Origin of the sequence: Psychromonas antarctica (genome assembly GCF_022267535.1) — a bacterium.
Taxonomy (GTDB): domain Bacteria; phylum Pseudomonadota; class Gammaproteobacteria; order Enterobacterales; family Psychromonadaceae; genus Psychromonas; species Psychromonas antarctica.
In genome coordinates this window covers 11973-32057 of the sequence record NZ_JAHNZV010000028.1, presented here as the reverse complement: position 1 = coordinate 32057, position 20085 = coordinate 11973, and the positions used below count along the sequence as shown (strand labels likewise).

At 36.9% G+C, this 20085-nt stretch carries 15 protein-coding genes; 10 read left to right on the top strand and 5 right to left on the bottom strand.

Translation table 11 applies throughout. The annotated features are described in order from the left end of the window. Positions 1–64: 64 nt before the first annotated feature. From KSO91_RS08620 to KSO91_RS08590, 7 genes are read left to right on the top strand one after another with little or no spacing between them, the layout of a single operon-like run. Positions 65–868 carry a WecB/TagA/CpsF family glycosyltransferase gene (locus KSO91_RS08620; RefSeq protein WP_238742552.1) on the top strand — a complete coding sequence of 268 codons (804 nt, stop codon included), beginning with the start codon at positions 65–67 and terminating at the stop codon, positions 866–868. A 51-nt stretch (positions 869–919) separates the two neighbouring features. Next, positions 920–1903 (top strand): sulfotransferase family protein, encoded by a 984-nt coding sequence (locus tag KSO91_RS08615; protein WP_238742551.1) that lies wholly within the window; start codon positions 920–922, stop codon positions 1901–1903. Next, positions 1900–3462 carry a lipopolysaccharide biosynthesis protein gene (locus KSO91_RS08610; protein ID WP_238742550.1) on the top strand — a complete coding sequence of 521 codons (1563 nt, stop codon included), beginning with the start codon at positions 1900–1902 and terminating at the stop codon, positions 3460–3462. The genes KSO91_RS08615 and KSO91_RS08610 overlap by 4 nt, the downstream gene beginning before the upstream one ends. A gap of 18 nt (positions 3463–3480) precedes the next feature. After that, positions 3481–4695, top strand: coding sequence for a hypothetical protein (locus KSO91_RS08605; RefSeq protein WP_238742549.1), 1215 nt, complete (start codon positions 3481–3483; stop codon positions 4693–4695). Between the two features lie 18 nt (positions 4696–4713). Continuing rightward, a complete protein-coding gene (locus KSO91_RS08600; protein WP_238742548.1) occupies positions 4714–5925 on the top strand; it encodes a glycosyltransferase family 4 protein in 1212 nt (403 codons plus the stop codon). Between the two features lies 1 nt (position 5926). Further along, complete coding sequence (locus tag KSO91_RS08595) at positions 5927–7333, top strand: phenylacetate--CoA ligase family protein (protein ID WP_238742547.1); 1407 nt, start codon at positions 5927–5929, stop codon at positions 7331–7333. An 11-nt stretch (positions 7334–7344) separates the two neighbouring features. Further along, positions 7345–8766, top strand: coding sequence for an O-antigen ligase family protein (locus KSO91_RS08590; protein WP_238742546.1), 1422 nt, complete (start codon positions 7345–7347; stop codon positions 8764–8766). A 133-nt stretch (positions 8767–8899) separates the two neighbouring features. Here the strand turns inward: KSO91_RS08590 and KSO91_RS08585 are convergent, their stop codons facing one another. From KSO91_RS08585 to KSO91_RS08565, 5 genes are read right to left on the bottom strand one after another with little or no spacing between them, the layout of a single operon-like run. Continuing rightward, positions 8900–10618: a type IV pilus biogenesis protein PilM gene (locus KSO91_RS08585; protein WP_238742545.1), complete on the bottom strand. Its 1719-nt coding sequence runs from the start codon at positions 10616–10618 to the stop codon at positions 8900–8902. A 35-nt stretch (positions 10619–10653) separates the two neighbouring features. After that, positions 10654–11268 (bottom strand): serine acetyltransferase, encoded by a 615-nt coding sequence (locus tag KSO91_RS08580; RefSeq protein WP_238742544.1) that lies wholly within the window; start codon positions 11266–11268, stop codon positions 10654–10656. A 5-nt stretch (positions 11269–11273) separates the two neighbouring features. Continuing rightward, positions 11274–12404, bottom strand: coding sequence for a glycosyltransferase (locus tag KSO91_RS08575; RefSeq protein WP_238742543.1), 1131 nt, complete (start codon positions 12402–12404; stop codon positions 11274–11276). A 3-nt stretch (positions 12405–12407) separates the two neighbouring features. Beyond that, on the bottom strand, positions 12408–14291 hold the full coding sequence (locus KSO91_RS08570) for a methyltransferase domain-containing protein (RefSeq protein ID WP_238742542.1): 1884 nt from the start codon (positions 14289–14291) through the stop codon (positions 12408–12410). Between the two features lie 34 nt (positions 14292–14325). Continuing rightward, positions 14326–15360 carry a polysaccharide deacetylase family protein gene (locus KSO91_RS08565; protein WP_238742541.1) on the bottom strand — a complete coding sequence of 345 codons (1035 nt, stop codon included), beginning with the start codon at positions 15358–15360 and terminating at the stop codon, positions 14326–14328. Between the two features lie 335 nt (positions 15361–15695). On the opposite strand from KSO91_RS08565, the gene tnpA reads away from it, so the two are divergent. The 3 genes from tnpA (at position 15696) to KSO91_RS08550 (ending at position 20022) form a co-directional block, all read left to right on the top strand. Next, positions 15696–16127, top strand: a complete 432-nt coding sequence (gene tnpA, locus KSO91_RS08560) for an IS200/IS605 family transposase (RefSeq protein ID WP_238742540.1) — start codon at positions 15696–15698, stop codon at positions 16125–16127. 1247 nt (positions 16128–17374) lie between these two features. Beyond that, positions 17375–18853: a fibronectin type III domain-containing protein gene (locus KSO91_RS08555; RefSeq protein WP_238742539.1), complete on the top strand. Its 1479-nt coding sequence runs from the start codon at positions 17375–17377 to the stop codon at positions 18851–18853. Positions 18854–19077: 224 nt separating this feature from the next. After that, entirely contained in the window at positions 19078–20022 is a 945-nt protein-coding gene (locus tag KSO91_RS08550; protein WP_238742538.1) for a CIA30 family protein, read from the top strand. Positions 20023–20085: the final 63 nt, after the last annotated feature.

Below are 20085 nucleotides of genomic sequence, written 5' to 3'. Positions count from 1 at the left end.
ATTATAACCTAATCATTTCCCTCATTTCATCAAATAAAGATGTGTCGATTATGGAGAGCAGATTATGTCAACATTGCACGGTGATGGGAGTAATATATCCCTTTCTAAACTTGATGTCCTAGACGAATTCGTCAATATCTTTGGTATTAAAGTTCATGCCTTAACTGCATTACAAGCTTTAGATAATATCGATAGCGCCATCAAAAATAGGCGCTCATTACATATTGGTATGCTAAATGCTGCAAAGATCGTTAATATGAAGCGTAACCCTGCTTTAGGTGAAGATGTTCGATCTTCTAATATGATTCTCGCCGATGGTAGCTCTGTTGTGATGGCAAGCCGGATACTCAGAAAAGCGCTTCCCGAAAGAGTGGCTGGTATTGATTTGATGCATGGCATTTTGGCGCGAGGAAATAAAGAAGGTTATCGCGTTTTCTGTTTGGGAGCGACCTCAGAAATATTAGCTAAAACAGAAGCTGTGATAGCGCTACAGTACCCAGGCGTAGTGATTGCGGGTACGCAACATGGTTATTTTGGCGATAGTGACGAAGAAGCTATTGCGCAAAAAATTGCAGACTCCAATGCTGATGTTATATTTGTCGCTATTACCTCACCGAAAAAAGAGCAATTTATGGCGCGCTGGAACAAAGTTATGTGTATCCCTGTCGTGCATGGTGTTGGTGGTTCATTTGATGTGCTAGCAGGTAAAGTGCAGCGCGCCCCTCTAATCTGGCAAAAATCTGGTATGGAATGGTTGTATCGAGTCAAGCAGGAGCCAAAACGTTTATGGAAACGTTATTTAGTCACTAATACTTTGTTTTTTGCTATGTTGGCCAAAGAAATATTTTTGCCGAGCAAACCCCTTTAATCACTTAACTTAAGTATTCTATTCTTATACTTATGATAAATTATGAAAATTATGAAAACTGAAAAAAAACAGCTTATCTATTTAGCTGCAGCCAGCCATTCCGGCTCGACCATGACCGCGATGCTATTAGGTGCGCACCCTGATTTGTGTAGCGTGGGCGAATTAAAAGCCGTTCACTTAGGTGACAAAGATAGTTACTTGTGTTCTTGTAAAACATTAGTGGGCGAATGTTCATTCTGGCAAGGTGTCAGTGAAAAAATGGCGAAGCGAGGACAAGATTTTTGTATTTCAGATGCCCGCACTGATATTCGTACGGGTGCTACTCCCTATATTCGCAGATTACTTAAGCCCTTAGTGCGTTCGCCTTTGATGGAGTTGATCAGAGATAGTTTATTAACGCTGTCACCAACATGGCGTAAACAGTTACCCCAACTACAAAAGCGCAATGCTGACTATATTAGTGCCATTGCAGAACAAGCCGGTGCTGATGCAGTGGTTGATTCCTCTAAAATTGGTATTCGGCTTAAATATTTACTTAAAAATAAAGATCTTGATATTAAAGTTATCTGGGTAGTACGCGATGGGCGCGGCGTATCTTTAGCCTATAAAAATCCTTCTGAGTATGCTGATGCAAAAGATCCGACATTACGTGGTGGTGGGGCGGGAAAAACGCAGGAACACGGCCGAGGCGTTGAAACAGGTGCTCATGAATGGATCCGTTGCAATCAAGAAACTCAAGCTGTGTTAGCAACGATGGATAAAAATAAGTGGATCAAAGTGCATTATGAAGATATCTGTAATCATACTGAAAAAACGCTTGATGAAATTTTTAAATTTATTGGCGTAGATCCTAATAAAAAGCGCTTAGATTTTAAAGCCGTTGAACACCATGTGGTAGGAAATGGTATGCGCTTGGACGATAGCGATGTGATTAAACTTGATGATCGCTGGAAAATAGAGTTAAGTGAAACAGATCTGAAATGTTTTTATAATATAGCCGGCGAATACCATAAAAAATTAGGTTATGACGCGTGACTCGAAATACTGATAGTGTAGATGGAAATGATGAAGATCTTACTGGGCAAAGCCGTTTTGCATGGAATCTGATGATCAGCTGGACAAGCCAGTTGGTGCTGATCTTTTCTGGTTTTATTATGCCTCGGCTGGTGGATGAAAAAGTTGGGCAGACAGCATTAGGCATCTGGGACTTTGGTTGGTCTTTTGTAAGTTACCTGACCTTAGTTGGTTTAGGTATGGGGGCATGCTTTAATCGTTACATTGCAATGCATCGTGCTGCTGATGAAATAACAGCCCTTAACAAGGTGGCGAATTCAGTTGTCTTTGTACAATTGATTATTGCTTCTGTGGTCGCGATGACCACCATTATATTTTATTTTTCTTTACCGTTTTTTTTTTCCGACTCCTTACAAGAACAGACTCAAACCGCACAATGGGTAATACTGTTTTTAGGGTTTAGTTTATGTATGCAGATGCTTGCTGGTTCTGCGCGCGGCTTATTAACAGGCTACCATCGCTGGGACATTCACAATGCATTGCATGCAGGGGCGAGTGTTTTCTCGCTGACATTGATGGTGTTCGCCTTATATTTAACTGATCTCGGCGTAGCAGGTATGGCGATAGGTTATTTTATCTCGACCATTACATTTGAAACATTACGTTTTGTTTTTGTAAAAAAGATATGTAAAGATTTTATTTTCAACCTTCGTTTAGCCAATATTGCTACCTGTAAAGAGATGCTGAAATTTGGTATAAAAAGCATGTTATCAAATGTTCCCCCTATTATATTACTACAAACAATTAGCCTGATATTAGTTAGCTCGATAGGCCCTGCTGCCTTAGCTGTTTTTGCAAGACCAATGGCGCTCACAAAGCATATTAAAACATTTATGGCTAAGTTCACTTTGATGTTAACGCCTACTACCGGTGCTATGCAGGGGAGTAATGATCCGAAAGCGATTCAATTACTATTTATCAATATGACTAAGTTGAGTTTTGCTTTTTGTTTACCCACGTTGGGATTTTTATTTATTTATGGGGATCAAATATTGACGCTATGGATGGGAGAAAACTACGCATCTAAAGAGTTAATGATGATTTTATCGGCGGGTACACTGCTTTCAATGGGCCAAGATAGCTCCATTCGAATACTAATGGGGATGAATCGTCATGGCCGAATTTCAATCGTTGCGTTGTTTAGTCTAATGGCGGTGTTTGTAATAGGGTTGTTATTTACAGGAATTAGTAACTTGGATCTAACTACGGCGGCGCTCTTGTTTGTTGTGCCTATGAGTGTGGTTTATGGTTTGTTGGTGCCGGTTTATACTTGTCGTGAGTTAGGGATTTCTTACTTGTCGTATCTATTTCAAAGCTTACTATTGCCTGTTATCTACCTGCTGCCATTCTTCTCTTTATTATATTACTCTCGCTATTGTTTTGAGTTAAATAACCATACTCATGCATTATTTGCTTTTATTTTTGCAGTGATAATGACGCTGGGAATCTACTTTGTTTATCTAGTTCCTTCTCGATTACAGCGTAGGTGTTTGTCTGCTTGCAAGCTAATCAAACCTTAAAAGGCGGAATAAAAATTAATGAAAGTATCTTTACGTAAATATCCCTACCCATATCAAGCTATGCTGGCCATCTGCAGTGACTTAGATGAAACGCCGAACAAAGAGATTTACTTTGAAACCGCGCGTTATTTAAATACTACGGAAGAGACCTTGTTAGGTAAAGGAGTAGGTCTAGAGGTGGGGAATACTATCTATTTTGATATGCCAGAGCATAACTTTTCTTATACCAATAGCGATAATGATGGTCGTGAGAAAATACAACAATTAATTCAGTCCGGACATATAGATTGCTTGCATTCCTTTGGTGATTTTGTCAAATCACGCACTCGCATCGAACAGTGCTGGGCTAATATTCAGAAAGGAAAACGCAAAATTGAAGTTTGGGTAGATCATGCGCAAGCACCTTCAAACTTAGACAATGATATTATGCAAGGCGAGGGCGCAATTGCAGGGGGAAATGCATTTCATACAGACCTGACCGTTAAAACTGGGGCGTTAGCTTTTATTTGGAAAGGGCGTGTGACGAGCATTGTTGCACAAAATGCGAAACGCAGTTATGCCGGTATTTTCAATTCAAAGCACTTCAAAGCCTCAAGTAAAACAACTTTATTAGAGTTTATTAAGGGCTGGTTAGCCCGTTTAGGCAATAAAAAATATGCGATGCATAAAGATAATCATGTATTACGGAAAACAAAATTAGTCGATGGCACACCTGTATTGGAGTTTATGCGTTGTAACCCTGCTTGGTGCGGCGTGTCTTGTTTTGATCAAGCACGTGGCATACACCATGTATTAACAGCGCTGATGTTAGATACCTTAGTAAAAAAAGAGGGCTGCAGTGTGCTTTATAGTCATTTAGGCAAGGTAATTAGTATAGAACAACCGTTCCAAGATAAAACGTGTCAAGCATTTGAACTGCTAGCAAGTTATCAAAAAAACAAACAAATTTTAACAGCAACTACTCGTCGTTTATTGGGGTATTGTAGAACGGTCAGTGAACTTGATTTTGTAGTAAAGCAGCGAGGGGATGAAACACAAATTCATCTTACAACGGCTTACCATGGTGAAGATCTTAATGGTTTAACTTGGTATGTAGAGGAACCGGAAAAAGTTACGTTATATATTAATGCTATAAAGTATTTGAATTTACAAGTTAACTTACCAGACGACACTGGTAAATCGAGTGTTTCGATAAAATGGTCTACTTTAACTTTTCCTCCTATTACACATTAATCTAAGCAGAGCATCTATATGTATAAAATAAAAATATTATTTGGCAGAGCTATTGTTTTTTCTCTGTATTCTTTGATTCGATTGTTTTCTTTTTTGCCCACTAAAAAACAAAAATCATCAGATAATGTAGTTGTGTTAACGGGGACTTTTTATTCTAAAAATTGGATTAATGCTCACTTAGTGCCTTTAGTTACTTGCTCAAGTATCAAGCATGTTTATATCGTTTCAAGTGGTATTGATTACAATATAGAAGGCTTAAGTGTCATAATTCCTTCTCCCACATTATCTAAATTTATAGGCTCAACTCTGGCTCGTCTAATCACTTTCTTTGTTTTTTCCTTATCCAAAAAAACCGATTATATCGGTGGTTTTCATATTTTATTTAATGCCACACTGTCTATTTTATTTGCAAATATCATTAGGTGCCGCTCGATCTATTTCAGTGTTGGTGGAATAACAGAAACACTGGAAGCTGGTAAAACCGAGAATAGCTTCTTTAAATTTCTCGATGGTAAAGATGATTTTTTAACCCGTTATATTTGTAAAATAGCAGCGAATGCGACGTATGTGATTACGATGGGGAATGGGGCAAAATCATTCCTTTCGAGCAATGGTGTTAATCATAAAAAAATTCATGTTATTTCTGGTGCAATAGATAAAAATCGATTTTACCCACCCAGTAAAGCGGTTGATAAAAAATATGATTTAGTGTTGACCGCTAGATTATCAAAAGTTAAACAAGTGGATTTATTGTTAGATATTTTAGCTTGCTTAAAAAAACAAAATTTTAGTTGTAATGCTTTGGTTATTGGTGATGGCCCCTTGTTGACTAGTTTGAAGCAATATGCAAAGACATTAGCCATTAGCCACATGGTCAATTTTGTCGGCCATCAAGATGACGTATTAAACTGGTTACAGCAATCAAAGATTTACATCCTCACCTCACGCTCGGAAGGGTTGGCATTATCCATGCTGGAAGGACTGAAAGTGGGTTTGCCTGCAATAGTACCAAATGTTGGTGACTTGTCCGATGTACTAGTAGATGGCTTTAACGGCTCTTTAATTGAAAACCATTCAATTGATGATTTTGTGCAGCAAATTAAGAGCCTGCTTGGTAATGTTCAATTGCTCGAGAAGCTCTCTTGCAATGCAATAGCATCAACTAAACGCTTTGATTTAGAGTGCGTACAAAAACAATGGGATGACGTTTTTATTAAAGGAGATGATTAACATGAAAAAAGCATTTTCAAAGAAGAATTTATGGGAAGCAACGCCTCCTGTTTTTAAGAAATTGGCTGGACTTACTCTTTCAGTTGTTCCTTTAGAGTATCTAATTGGTCGAAAATTTAGAGAAACAACCAAGCTTATCTTAGCTGCAGATAAATGGACGAAAGATGAAGTCGATGCCTATCAACTTGAAAAATTGAAACAGCAAGTTTGTAATGCCTATAATAAATGCCCCGCATATAAAAAATTATATGATTCCGCCGGGATCGATATATCCTCTTTTTATAAGTTAAGCGATTTTAAAAAGCTGCCACTAATCGATAAAGCTTTTATTAATGATAATATTGATGGTCTGCTTTTAGTCGATAAAAATAGTGCCGATGTTGATTATGTAACAACTGGTGGCACAAGCGGTGTACCTTTACATTTTTATATTAATGCAGGGCGTTCGCAAATTGAATATGCCTATTTGGTAGAAGGTTGGCGTAAAACTGGTTTTAAACTAGGGGATATAAAAGCGGTATTGCGTGGTCGGGTAACAGATACGAAGGCTGGTGTACATCAAAGCTATGATCCAATATTCAATGAACATTATTACAGTAATTTTCATATGAGTAATGGGGATATGAGGAGCTACATCGCCCATATAAAAACGTTAAAGAATTGTTTTTTGCATGTTTATCCTTCGTCAATATACCAACTAGCCCGTTTTGCTAAAACCGAAAATATAAGTTTTGATAATGTCCAAGCTATTTTAGCTGAATCAGAAAATGTTTATTCTGAGCAGCGTGCATTTGTAGAGTCAGTTTTTAATTGCCGCTATTACTCATCTTATGGGCACAGTGAAAAACTTGTTGCTGCTGGCGAGTGTGAATATTCAAGTAACTATCATGTTTGGCCTGCTTATGGCTACTTGGAATTACTAGATGAAGATGGTGATGAGATTACACAAAAGGGCCAAGTAGGGGAAATTGTAGGTACTGGTTTTATCAATACGGTGATGCCATTTATCCGCTATAAAACAGGAGACTTTGCTGATTATGTAGGTCAATTTTGTGATAAGTGTAAGCGAAACCATTTAATTATTAAAGATATACGCGGACACAGAGTTCAAGAACATTTGGTTGCGAAAGATCACAGTTTGATTTCATGGACAGCCGTTAATATGCATGATGATACTTTTGATAATGTATTGCAGTACCAGTTTTATCAAGACACCCCCGGCGTTGCTGTGATAAAAATAAAAACGGGAAATGGGTTTAACGATGAAAATAAGCAGAGAATTATTAGCAATATCAATGGAAAATTACAAGGCCGTGTAGAAGTTTCTGTAATACAAGTTGATGATATTCAGTTAACGGAACGCGGTAAATCTGTTTTTGTTGATCAACGCATTAACATCTCAAGTTAGTTGATTTTATTATGATTCGAATAACTCTACTTACATTATTAATCGCCTATTTGAGTGCATACGCTTGGAAAGATTGGTTTCGTGGCGCTTGTTGGCTGGTTTTGCTGATGGCTGTGTTTCAGCACCCGGATATGCCCAAGTCTATCGCTGATATTCCTGGCTTGAACCATTGGAATTTTTTATTTTTAAATGTACTTTTATCATGGCTGAGTAATCGAAAAAATGAAAAACTTAGTTGGGAAATGCCCAGGCACCTTAATTATTTATTGGTTATATACAGTGTGTTTATTTGCGTAAGTGTTGTTCGTTATTTAAATGATCATCGCGGTGTCGACGAATTAATTGAAACTTTTGGAGGCTCAGCTGACATAGGGGTAAGTGCCATCAATGAATATATTATCAACTGTTTTAAGTGGGTTCTACCAGGCATAATCATTTTCGATGGTTGTCGCAATCGTAAGCAGTATGATTTTGCCATCGGTACGTTAGCTTTAATGTTTGTATTATTGGCGTTGCAAGTGATCAAAGCAATGAAATTAGGCTCACTTACAATGGGGGGCGATGACTTACAGCTTAAAGCTCTTAAAATAATTTCAAATAGTGTCGGTTTTCATCGTGTAAATATTTCCATGATGATGAGTGGAGCGTTTTGGGCTATTTTTTGCTTAAAAGAGCTGGTAAGCACTAAGCTGTATTGGTTACTGATTTTACCTAGTTGCTTAGCTGTTTTTATTGCCATGGCGCTAACAGGGGGGCGCACGGGGTACGGGACTTGGGCTGTTATCGGGCTCCTTTTTTGTTTGTTTAAATGGCGCAAATATTTACTACTCGCCCCCTTAATGTTTTTGGCGATAACTATGTTCGCGCCTTCTGCAATTGATCGGCTTACTCAAGGTTTTTCATCTGAACCGTCAACGGGAGTGCAAGAAATAGAATTTGAAGGAACGGACGTTGATCTTCAATCGGTGACTTCTGGTCGTATTATTGCTTGGCCACTTGTTTGGCAGTCAATTATTAAGGCTCCATTCTTTGGTTATGGGCGTGAAGCTATGAAAAATGTAGGCATAACACAGCAAATAATGGCAGAGCATGGCATAGGCGAAAGCTTCCCGCATCCACATAATGCATACCTCCAATGGATTCAAGATAACGGTTTTATTGGTGCATTGCCTGTATTCTTATTTTATCTGCTATTGGTGAAATGTGCTTGGTCTCTATTTAGAGATGATTCAAATGAAATATATATTGTTACAGGTGGTGTCTCTCTAGCCCTTTTACTTGCATTCTTGATTGCAGCATTTGGAAGTCAAACCTTTTATCCTAGGGAAGGTGCTGTTGGCATGTGGGTTGCAATTGGTTTGCTATTACGAATTCATATCGAGCGGGTAAAAGTTAATGCTGGATTGGTTAGTCAATTAATAACCGATAAATAAATTTATTTCTTTACCCCCTCAATGAGCCATTTTTCTGAAAATACATACTCACAATAAATATTGTGAGTATTAAAGTTAGGCTAAGCAATCACATTAGTTGCTTAGCCTATAGAGCGTTTTTTATGTCGATCCCTTATTCAATGCTTATGCTGACAGAATCAGGTTTCGCTGGTATGTGGACATCTGCGATATTTGGATTTGCACCCACTTTTTCAAAGGGGCCAATATCGACAGAGTTACCACTGATTCTAGAGTTATTTAATATATCGAAATTTAATTTAAGAGTCGAATCTACAGTAGCGGCTAACGTTGTAGAAAGCTCAGGAAATACATTGACTCCAAAATCCCATAATGTGTTTTCAGTAAAACCATTTGTCAAAACGTTAGTGAGACCTAACTGCTCGATGTCTAGTGAACCAGAATAATTCTTACTATTTAAATAGTTATTCAGACTGTTAACTGTAGTGAACACTTGGCTTGTTAATTTAACCTTCATATCATTCGAGTTGAAGAAGTTATTGGATATACTTATGTCTGGTAGACTGTTGTGGTGTTCACTCCAGACCTGAAAGCCTTGTTCACCTGCAGCGTGGCCATTATTTACCTTTAGAACAATATTATTTTTAATAGTCGTCTGCCCGGATGTGGCGGAAACATTAATGCCATTTGGAGCGTTATAAATTAGATTGTTGTAAATATAGCGTTCATCGGCACCTTGAATATGAATACCTGCACTTTCCCACGCAGAGGAAGTTCCGACCTCTGATTCGGTATGAATGTTGTAGATTATATTCCCGATGATATAAACTTTTAAGGATAATTTATCTATATTATTAGTGCTTGGTATGCGAATTCCGTATTCGACATCATGTATTCTGTTATTAATGATCCATAAACCATTTGGTTCATACTGCGCCCCGAGCCCTTTGGCTGGGGACCAAGGTGTGCTGATAATGTCATGTACATAATTACTTGAGAATACAACATTCGTTGCATATTTAACCCATAACCCACCTTGACGAACATTGAAAAACTCATTGTTTCCTGCATATATATGATGGCTTGCATCTCGAGGTGGGCGAGGGTTGATTTGCAGTCCCCCACCAGAGGCGTTCTGCCCAATATTTTTTAATGCCCAGATATATGATGAGTACCCACTAATTACAATTAACCCAGCATCAATGTCTGTCTCATTGTTAATATCACCGGCGTCTTTTAATGAATTGTCGTATAGAATAATGTTTTTTGAAGGAGTGTTTTTTGCCCCTAAAACCGATAATAAGGCCCCATTGCCCATTTCTAAAGTTCCTATAAATGAATTGTTTTTTATAACAATGTTATTAGCTGCATATCCGTCCGTTCCGGATCCAACTTGAATTTTGGAGTTTTTTTCTATTATCATATCAGTTAAATAGATGTTACTACCCCAAACTAAAGTTTTGGCATTAATAAAGCGTCCGGGGTTATCTTTTGCTCCAGTAATCCATATTGGGCCTGCAACATTCGCTTTCCATTGGTCAATGGTTCCCTCCCCGTAGACTTTAATTACCCCCCCGCTCGTATAATAATATTCACCTGCAATTTCAACATATGATCCTGCAGGTAATATTTTAGGGATTGTTTTTCTAGGTAGTAACTCACTCCCGAAAGGGAATGCGTCATTACCATTTTGGTAATTAATATAGTAGTATCCAGGGACTTCTATGGACCAATTACTTGGTCTGGCAGGCGAGGTTTCTGTGAACTTAATTTTGGCTTCTGGTATCCCTATTGGCATCACATAACTGTTTGCCGATATAACTGAACTAAATAGGGCTGACAAAAGGATTAAAATATTAATTCGTTTAGGCATTATTACAATCTCCATTTACAGTTTTATGACTAGCTCTAGATAACAGTATAGTCACATTTACTGTCCTTGTATTGCGACAGCGATAGTGTTGTGATTATTTTTGCATCTGATTCTTGTTTCCATTTACCATTGTCAAAATAGACCCAAGATCTATTTTTCTCATTAAAAGAATAATATTTGTTAGTTAGTATCGTTTTTTTTGTTTTAATCATTTGCCCTCCTGCGACAACGATAGAATTATTTGGGATGTTTTGATAAACAACAGCATTGGCTCCAACTCTGACATTATCACCTACAATCACATTTCCAATTATCTTTGCTCCTGCTCCAATATAAACATTGTTACCGAGCACTGGAGCGCCGGCTTTTTGCGAATCAGGGAAGGTAATAGAGCCAATAGTTACTTGTTGAAATATGGTACAATTTATTCCTATTTTAGCCGCGCCTGAAATGAAAACACCTTTTATGCCATGCGGAAAACATGGTTCACCTATTATTTCCGAGTCCCAGTCAATAGAACTGTTATTTTCGTATAAATACCAAGAAGTCAGTACCTTGGCTATTTTTTCTTTAATATTACTTTTTCCTTTATATTTAGCCCTTAACTTCCAAAATGAACTCGAGTTACCTATTAGTAATTTTGCTAACATTTTGTTTATCCTTTCAGGGCTTCTATGTAAACATTTTGTGTATTAGTAGCTAATATTTTACTAGAAAATCGGTTCATTATTGAAGATCTTGCTTCGGTTGTCATTTTTTCTATATTGTGTTCATCCAACATTATTATAAGTGCATTTTTTAATTGTGCTTTATTTTCAGACTCGATAAGAAGTCCATTTATGTTGTTGGTAATAATTTTGGCGTTGTCTGACACGTCAGTGGCTATAACCGGTTTACCACAGGCCATTGATTCGAGTAATACGTTAGGCGTACCTTCATATAAAGATGGTAGCACTGTAAAATCACAAGCAGGGTAGATATTTTCTACATCCACTCGATTACCAAGACACACACAGTTATCGTGCAAATTTAGATCTGTAATCATATTGTGAATTAAACGGTTGTAATCATCCGAGCCATGCATTCCTCCGTGTAATTTATCCCCCACTAAAAGCAAAGTAGTATTAGGGTGTTTTGGTAAAATTTCAGAGAATGCTTGGAGTAAAAGAGGGTGATTTTTTTGATTTTTAAAGCTAGCAAACATTCCAATTATTTGGTTGTTTAATGGAAGGTTTAAATTTTTCTTAGTTTCATTCTTGTTTTTTAAAGTAAATTTTTCAGTGTTCACGCCATTATAAATAACCCTGTATTTATCGATAGTTAGCCGACTCAATTTGGAATTGAAAATTGCTCCGGTTGTTGAGTTGGCAATAATTATATCAACAAAGTATTTTGTTAATGCAATGGCTATTTTTTGATGAATTCGTAAATTATAGTTAGTATTCCGCTCAGAGCCAATGACTTTTACTCCTGAAAAACTAATGAAAGCAGCTAGACGACAAGCTATCTCTGCATCGAATAAATAACTGTGTATTATATCAATACTGTATTTCTTGATCATATGTGATAATTGAGTGACGACTGAAAAGTCGAATTTTTTTTTCTTATCTACAATGCTAAAATATACGCCATCATTGAACTGTTCCGCAAGGGGCGCATATTCAGACAGTGAACATACATGTATCTCAAATTTTTCTTGATCAACATTATTGACCAGCTCCACTATCTGGCGTTGCGCTCCACCAAATTCCATATTACTAATAACAATCAGCACTTTTATTTTCATTGATTATTTTACTCTCGCATAGATGATAATGGTGTTAGCTAAGAACTTATTAAGCATAGGCTGATTTGCTAATTTTTCATTTAGCCATTGGCACATTCTTATGTTGGTAATGGCTTTCTCAAGTTTGGGGCTAAGAAAGGCATATGTACAATATTCTATTGTTTCAATGTTAAATTTATTCTGTTGTAAGTCATGTATAAAGGTAGATTGATACCATTGTTGATGGAAGATTTTTTTATCTTTCTTATGTGCAATTAAATATTTCAATGGCATCATTATGATATTTTCTAATCTACGAAGCCTCCTAAATATAGATTGTTTATTAGGAATTGAAACAATCAAATTACCTTGTGGTGTCAATACTCTATAGGCTTCCTTTAGGGCTCGTTTATAATCTGTAATATATTCCAAAGTACCTAAAGAAACCACTGCCTGAAATGTGTTGTCTGGGAAAGGTAAGCAGGTTGCGTTGGCAATCTGAACATTTATATCTGGGTATACTTGTGTTGCTTCTTTTACCATTTCATGTGAAATATCAACTCCATCTATTGCCCAATTTGCAGAATCTTTGATGGCAGAAAAGCTGTCTCCTGACCCGCAGCCAATATCTAGAAGACGTGGTGTGCCGAGGGGGGGAGGAATGCTTGCAAGTATATTCTGGCAAAAGTTTAAACGGCGTTGTAAATCTAAATGAGACACACTCAACGCATCGTCTTTGTAATAGCCTGACCATGTATCGCTCTGTTCATCGAAATGCTGTTTGATCTTCGAAAAAGAGATGCCCAAAAATTCACTTTCAAACTTTTGCATAACTTGATTTTGTTCATGGTGTTGTAAATAGTATTGTTCACATCGAATTGAGGTATCTTCCCATTGTATATTGTTTTTGAGTAGCTGATTGATACTAGATATAAAATCTTCCTGTGAGACTGCATGATAACCTAGTCGTTGATCCTTTATTATATTATCAGGATCAATTGTACTAATAACTGGTACGCCGTAACTCCAAGCTTCTAAATAAGTATTTGGAAAGCCTTCATAAATAGATGTGCAGCATAGTATTGTGGCGTTCTGATATATTGCAGGCATTTCCTGACGGCTAATTTTACCGCGATAATTAATGTTTTTAGTGCTCTTTAATTGTGATAAAACATCATCCATGTAATCAGATTGGTCATCTGCAGGGCCGACAACTTCATAAGACACATTCGGTGTTTTTCGTGCAATATCAATTAGCCACTCGATGCGTTTTACTTTGTGTAAACGACCAATCCAAATGACTTTTTGTTTGCTAAATAAATCTCTGCGATTAAAGTCGGATGCAGGATTGGGAGGAGTCCCCGGCATGTTGATTACTTGCGCGTTAATGCCGTAGTTATTCTGTAAAAGCAAATGTTGCTTTTTTGTTTGTGTTATTACCAAGTTAGCGTGGGTTAAACCGTAGCGAAATAGATACTCTTCTCTTTTGGATTTTAAATTTGGAAGTTCTAGTTCACAATCGGCATCACTGGCCACGGTATAAATAAACGGTTTATTATTTAACCGACACCATAAAGATACCTGCCCGGTAATATATTCAGCACAATTGTGATAATAAATATCAGCATCCGCTTTTTTTAATGCAGCAATAAGCGAAGTCCAGCGAGGAGTGAAAAAGCGTAATATTGGCAAACCTTCGCTGATTTTGCACAGTTTAATAATCTGTATGCCATTAATAAACTCTATTGGCGCACCACCTTCATCCCAAGTGATGACAGAAACTTGGTGGCCATGGGTGGATAACCACTCACTTAATAAAGCCGTTTGACGCTCTACACCACCGATATGGCCTGATTCTTCACCGGTTAATGCGCCATAAGCATTATTTGCAACGATACATATTTTCATTATGTGTATTTAACTTCCGTAAGTGGAGTTTCTTTTAAAAAAACAAAGTCATTCGTAGTGCAGATATTGCGTACAATATCTTAAGTGGGTTAATGCCGGTCGGTAAATTTAAACGTTTTAAGGTCATTAAATTACAATTAAGTGCATTCAAGCCTATGTCGGTAGTTAATGCACTCTTATAATACCGCGACGCTGTCTCGACTGCGTATCCATTGTAGCTATTATCAGGATAACAAAAGCTATCGCAATGAATAGCGAGTTTATTTTCGAGTTCAATTTTTGATTTCGATAGCTCGTCAGATACTGTGTGGTTATCAACCAAACCAAGTCGCGCGTGATTAAGCGTGTGGCTGCCTATTTCAAAACCAAGATTTTTTTCAGCACTTTTCAGTTGTTGCCAATTTGCTAACGTAGCGTAAGGGTCGTCAGCTATTATTTGGCTAAGTGCTTTACCCGTTTTTTTTTCTATTTGCTGACAGACCTTATTAAGGTACTCACGCATAGCAACGTCTGATTTGAAGCAAGCTTTAATTTTGCGTCGAAAAGCGGCATAACTTTGTTGCAACTTTTTCCTTGATTGACAATCAAAAACAAAGGTTTCACCTTGTATCGAGGTGTGAAAATTTTCGTCTGTCATTTGTTGCAGTGCGTAATCTAATCGATCAAACCAAAAAGGACGGTTATGCTGGCTGTGCTCAGTGGCAATAAATATGGTAGGAGAAATACCGAAATGTGCAAATATCGGAGCACCTATGGTGAGGTTATTCAAGTACCCGTCATCTAAAGTGATTACTAGGGCGTTGCTGATTGGCTCATGTTCTTTTTGTAAAATTTTAAGCGCCGTGCTTAAAGAAATAAACGTATATTTTTCTTTAAGCACATCTAATGTGAAAGCCAATTCCTGCGCTATATGCTGACTGCGTAGAGGCTTCCATGATGTTGATGTGTCAGCATCAATAATGCTGTGCGCATATAAAATGGTTATTTTATGACGAGATAAAAAGTGGAAAAAATGATAAATGCCAGATTTAAAAATCAAGCTAAGCAGTATTCTTTTTATTATGGTCATTTGTTTTTACCGAGTCGACTCAAGCAACTTCTTGTTTGTTTTTGACTTCATCAACCTTATTCGGAGCTAATAGGTGTTTGATCTGTATTTTCACTAAAACAATCTCAAATAATGACAGATAGTCTGTTATTAATCAAAGTACAATGATGTTTTTGTACGTTATTTTTTTGAAAGTAATGATTAGCCTCGTAAACTGAGCACAGAGTAGAACAATGCAGTAATAACTTTTCATGCTTATGCACTTCACTCAGATAAAAATGGGAAAAGATAAAAACACGTCAAAAATTGCACTACAGAGTAAAATGAGCGGAAACAGAGAAAAACATAATTAAACATTGATAAACTATAAGAGTCTGTCTCATACCCGTTGGGATTGTAAATACCATATTGTATTTATCCCTAAAAAAAGACAAAAGTTGATATATGGAGCGATCAGAAAACACTTAGGTGAGACGTTTTATGAATTAGCGAAAAAAAAAGGAGTCATAATCGAAGAAGGACATTTAATGAAAGATCATGTTCATATTTGTCTGAGTATTCCTCCAAAATTTGCAGTTTCGAATGTTGTTGGATATTTGAAAGGAAAAAGCGCTATTTCTATCGCTAAAAACTTTCGAGGACGTCAACGAAATTTTAATGGTGAAAGTTTTTGGGCTCGAGGCTATTTTGTATCGACAGTTGGTTTAGATGAAAAGATGGTTCTCGACTATATTCGTAACCAAGAAAAAGACGATGAACACCGAGATCAATTAAAACTTCAAATGTAGTGCGCCTTGGGCGCTTACTTTAGCCCTTTGAGGGCGTAATCAATAAGCCTCCGGCTCTGCCGGAGGTAAGTTAACTATCTTATATTTTAGTCTGTTAGTTTTTCTCTGTGTCGCGCGCAGCGCCTCTGCTAATGAATGCGAACCGAAACGCAGTTTCGCAGTCGCATGAAGTGTGCGTGGTAGTGGTTTTAATCTTTTTACAAAAAACAACCTGAGTCATCTACATAAGCATGTGACTTTTTTCCGATTAGTTCATGAAGTGGCCGTCATTTGTTTGAATAATGAGCTATATTTATAGCGTCTTTATTAGAAATTTAAAATCATATTTTGTGGCTTTCTTTTTAATTTAGGGGTTATGGTTAAAGATTTTGTTTATATTATTAATTATTTTGCAATAGATTCGATTGTTGAATTACTGAGGTAAAGGCAGCACACATAAAAATAAATTCGATTTACAAGGGCAATATAGGATTTTTTTTAAGCCGTAAATTATTTTTTGAGATGACGATGCTTCAACAATTTCTGAATCCAATAAAGAAATTTTATTGGCAAGATGCTTAGGGGGATAATATTGCTTCCAAGCAAATAATTTGTCGGTACAGTAGTTAGGTATAAGTAATAAGTAATAAGTAATAGGTAAAAACGTTAACGATTAAGAAAAATAATACATGCTTATGCAGATGACTCAGGTTAATGGGTGTATTACATTTATATAAAAATAACTACCACAGAGCGCACAGAGGCGTTACGCGCTACACAGAGAAAAGACAATACAGAAATTATAATCTTTTATGTTTTCCTCCTTTAACTCTGTGTCCTCTATAGTCTATTTTTTTAAGTTTTTAATTGTTTTTCGTTGTTACCTGAGTTGAATGCATAAGCATGAAATAATAACTATCTTCAATAGTCTATTTTCAGGTTAATACATAGAAAGATGTTGCATGAGTGTAAAGTTAAACCCAAAAATTCAATATTGTTTTTTTATTGGAGTCAAAGCTTTATATGACAGATAAGTTGTACTTTATAATCAATAAAAAAATGAGTCATATGATATGAATCGAAGCTATACTGCAACTTATGAAGTCGAGTTGTTTAATCCTCATTAGAGCGAAGTCAAAGATGATTTTAGATCTGTTTTGCTTCTGCGGAATATGAGTTTTTTTCTGCAATCTATTAACGATACTTAGTTGAATTGATTGATTGTGGGACATTAGATACATAATATTAAAAATAGTAGGAGATGCCCCATGTTTAAAACATCAAAAAGCAAAACAATCAATCTTTCCCTAATGTTTATTTTTGTACTTTTCGCTATTGTATTTTTGGGTAATAAAGCATGGCAAGAATATCTCATTTATCAAGCTAATAACATCGATACAGCTGCTGGATCTTCTAACCAATTACTTATTTCCTGGCTAGATAATGCTGCAGATGAAGATGGCTTTATTATCGAACGAAAAACGGATGGACAATTTGTTCCTGTTGCAACATTAGGTGCCAACATAACTTCTTATATCGAAAATAATACTGTGGCCGGCACTCGCTATTGTTACCGAATTGGTGCTTTTAACCTTGCTGGTACCGCTTATTCTGATGAATCATGCATTGATCTTCCTGTGATCAGTGAAAATGAGGTTCCGCCAGTTCAACCCGAAGGGGGGGGGGATGACCCTCAAACATCACCTCAAAATGGCAATGTTCAAATTAGCTATGAATTTATCGATAAACCCATAGAAATAGCCGTTGAAGGACGAGAGTTTTATGGCTTTAAGGAAGGTAAAACCTACAATGCTGGATTTAGTGTTGATGAAATAGAAAATGTGAATTTATCTGTTGGCGATGGTACATCATCACCTCGAAATGCCTCATACTTCTCTTTCCAAGACGGTGGTTCTGAACTGCAAAATGGTTATGTAGGGATGAAATTTAATACCCTTAATCAAGCTCAGTTTTCACTTCGGGGTAATGGAAGCACGCAACATGCCACGCTCTATATGTCCGCAGGTGCTTGGACTTCTGAAGAAGCTGGGATAACCATAACGGCAGGCGATCAAACACAAACTATCGTTTTACCAACGGGTTATACATGGCATTATTTTGCGGTTGATATTTCTTTTGATCAATACGCGACTGTTACGGTTACACCGACTAGCAGTTATGGTGGTTATAGTTACATAAAATTTGCTGGAATCATCTTAAATAACCCGAGTGAAGCGATTAAACCTAGTTTCGCATCATTAATTGGTGTTGATATGTCCGCGGAAAAAGTGATCGATGTAAGTGGGTTAAAATATATGGCTTCCGATTATAAATTTGGAAACGGCAATGTCATCGATGCAGACATAAATAAACTTGAATATACAGGCACGAGCGCCTATTCAACTTCAACTTATTCTTTTGTGGACAACGGAATTGAGGTTGCAAAAGGCAATACGCATATGTCTTGGGATGAGAGCAATGGCGTGTTAATTGATTTAAAAAATAGCGGCGATCTATCATCAATCGCATCGTTATATTTTCGTGCGGGGGCTTGGACAAACGATACCGCTTCAATTGATTTGAGTATCAATGGCGAATCAAATTTGATTGATTTGGATAGAGGTTATTCTTGGCATTATATGAGGGTAGATGTGGAGTTTGAAGGAAAACTACATCTTGAGCTTAAACCAGTAGGAAAAATCGGTGGTTATAGCCGGATTTATTTCGCAGGACTAACTGTACAATAAGTTCATCAAAAAAGTAGTGCGTGAAATATAATATCAGAAAATAATAATCTGAAGTGGGAGTAACCGCTAGACGTGGTAAATGCCTATAAAGTATCTGAACGACATCAGTATAATTATATACTGGGCGTTATTAGTTAACTTTCTTAGGCATTTTATCACTTTTGTTATGGGGGGGATCTCTTTTTTGCCTCTAAATTTACTTTGAGTGTCAGTCATAACCCATCATGTTGAAAAAATCATTAGCACTACTTCTTACTTGCATATTGATTGTTTTACTTTTTGCTCATGTGCCTGTTGTTGTTTCAGAAAGAGTAACGGATACGCTATGGCCAATAGGGCATATTGTTAGCTTTGCCTTTTGGGCTTGGTTATTGTTGTCATTTAACGCACATGTAAAAAGCAGTACCAGCAAACGACAAATTATTATTTTGTTGTTAATAACCCTTATCATAGGTGGAGGGATAGAACTTCTTCAGCCGATCTTTTTACGCAGTGCTCAGCTTAGCGATCTCTATTACAACTTATTTGGTGCATTGGCAGGCTACTTGTTTTTTGGTAATTTCAAGAAAAGCAAAAAATGGCTATTTATTTCTCGTGCACTCTATATTATTTTGTTTTTATACCTTATCTTTCCTGCGCTGCAAACGCTTAAAGATGAATATGAAATCCGTATGGACTTTCCGATTATTGCCAAATTTGACAGTTTATCAGAGTTGACTCGCTGGAAAGCGGATTTACCATTATCCATCGTAAATTCCAGTGACTTGGTTGAAATAACGACTATAAATATGAACTTGATGCAAATCACTTTTGCAAAGGAAACGGCTTCGCGTGCTGTATTACGCTTTTTTGCAGGAGATTGGACGGGATACGGAAAAATTAAATTTTCATTCTTTAATCCAAATCAAGATGCACTTAAAGTGAGATTAATTATAACTGACCACATTTATAATCAATCGCACTCTGACCATAATGATAGGTTTGGAAAATGGTTAATGCTGAACTCAGGATGGAGTGAGCATTATGTTGATTTAACGGATATAAAAAATGCACCGACAGAAAGGGTGATGGATCTAAGTAATATCGCAGGTGTTGATTTTTATATGTATCAACTGCATGAACCGATCAAGTTATTCCTCAGTAAAATAGAACTGATTTCTGCTCATTAACATATAACTGCAACTTTACTTACTTTTCGGGAGCAGTCACTGTTTTATTTCTATCTCCTGAAA

What these genes read in the sequence shown, in the direction of transcription:
- KSO91_RS08620 (WP_238742552.1), top strand. Translation starts at nt 65, where the DNA reads ATGTCAACATTGCACGGTGATGGGAGTAATATATCCCTTTCTAAACTT.
- KSO91_RS08615 (WP_238742551.1), top strand. Translation starts at nt 920, where the DNA reads ATGAAAACTGAAAAAAAACAGCTTATCTATTTAGCTGCAGCCAGCCAT.
- KSO91_RS08605 (WP_238742549.1), top strand. Translation starts at nt 3,481, where the DNA reads ATGAAAGTATCTTTACGTAAATATCCCTACCCATATCAAGCTATGCTG.
- KSO91_RS08600 (WP_238742548.1), top strand. Translation starts at nt 4,714, where the DNA reads ATGTATAAAATAAAAATATTATTTGGCAGAGCTATTGTTTTTTCTCTG.
- KSO91_RS08595 (WP_238742547.1), top strand. Translation starts at nt 5,927, where the DNA reads ATGAAAAAAGCATTTTCAAAGAAGAATTTATGGGAAGCAACGCCTCCT.
- KSO91_RS08590 (WP_238742546.1), top strand. Translation starts at nt 7,345, where the DNA reads ATGATTCGAATAACTCTACTTACATTATTAATCGCCTATTTGAGTGCA.
- KSO91_RS08585 (WP_238742545.1), bottom strand. Translation starts at nt 10,618, where the DNA reads ATGCCTAAACGAATTAATATTTTAATCCTTTTGTCAGCCCTATTTAGT.
- KSO91_RS08580 (WP_238742544.1), bottom strand. Translation starts at nt 11,268, where the DNA reads ATGTTAGCAAAATTACTAATAGGTAACTCGAGTTCATTTTGGAAGTTA.
- KSO91_RS08575 (WP_238742543.1), bottom strand. Translation starts at nt 12,404, where the DNA reads ATGAAAATAAAAGTGCTGATTGTTATTAGTAATATGGAATTTGGTGGA.
- KSO91_RS08570 (WP_238742542.1), bottom strand. Translation starts at nt 14,291, where the DNA reads ATGAAAATATGTATCGTTGCAAATAATGCTTATGGCGCATTAACCGGT.
- KSO91_RS08565 (WP_238742541.1), bottom strand. Translation starts at nt 15,360, where the DNA reads ATGACCATAATAAAAAGAATACTGCTTAGCTTGATTTTTAAATCTGGC.
- KSO91_RS08555 (WP_238742539.1), top strand. Translation starts at nt 17,375, where the DNA reads ATGTTTAAAACATCAAAAAGCAAAACAATCAATCTTTCCCTAATGTTT.
- KSO91_RS08550 (WP_238742538.1), top strand. Translation starts at nt 19,078, where the DNA reads ATGTTGAAAAAATCATTAGCACTACTTCTTACTTGCATATTGATTGTT.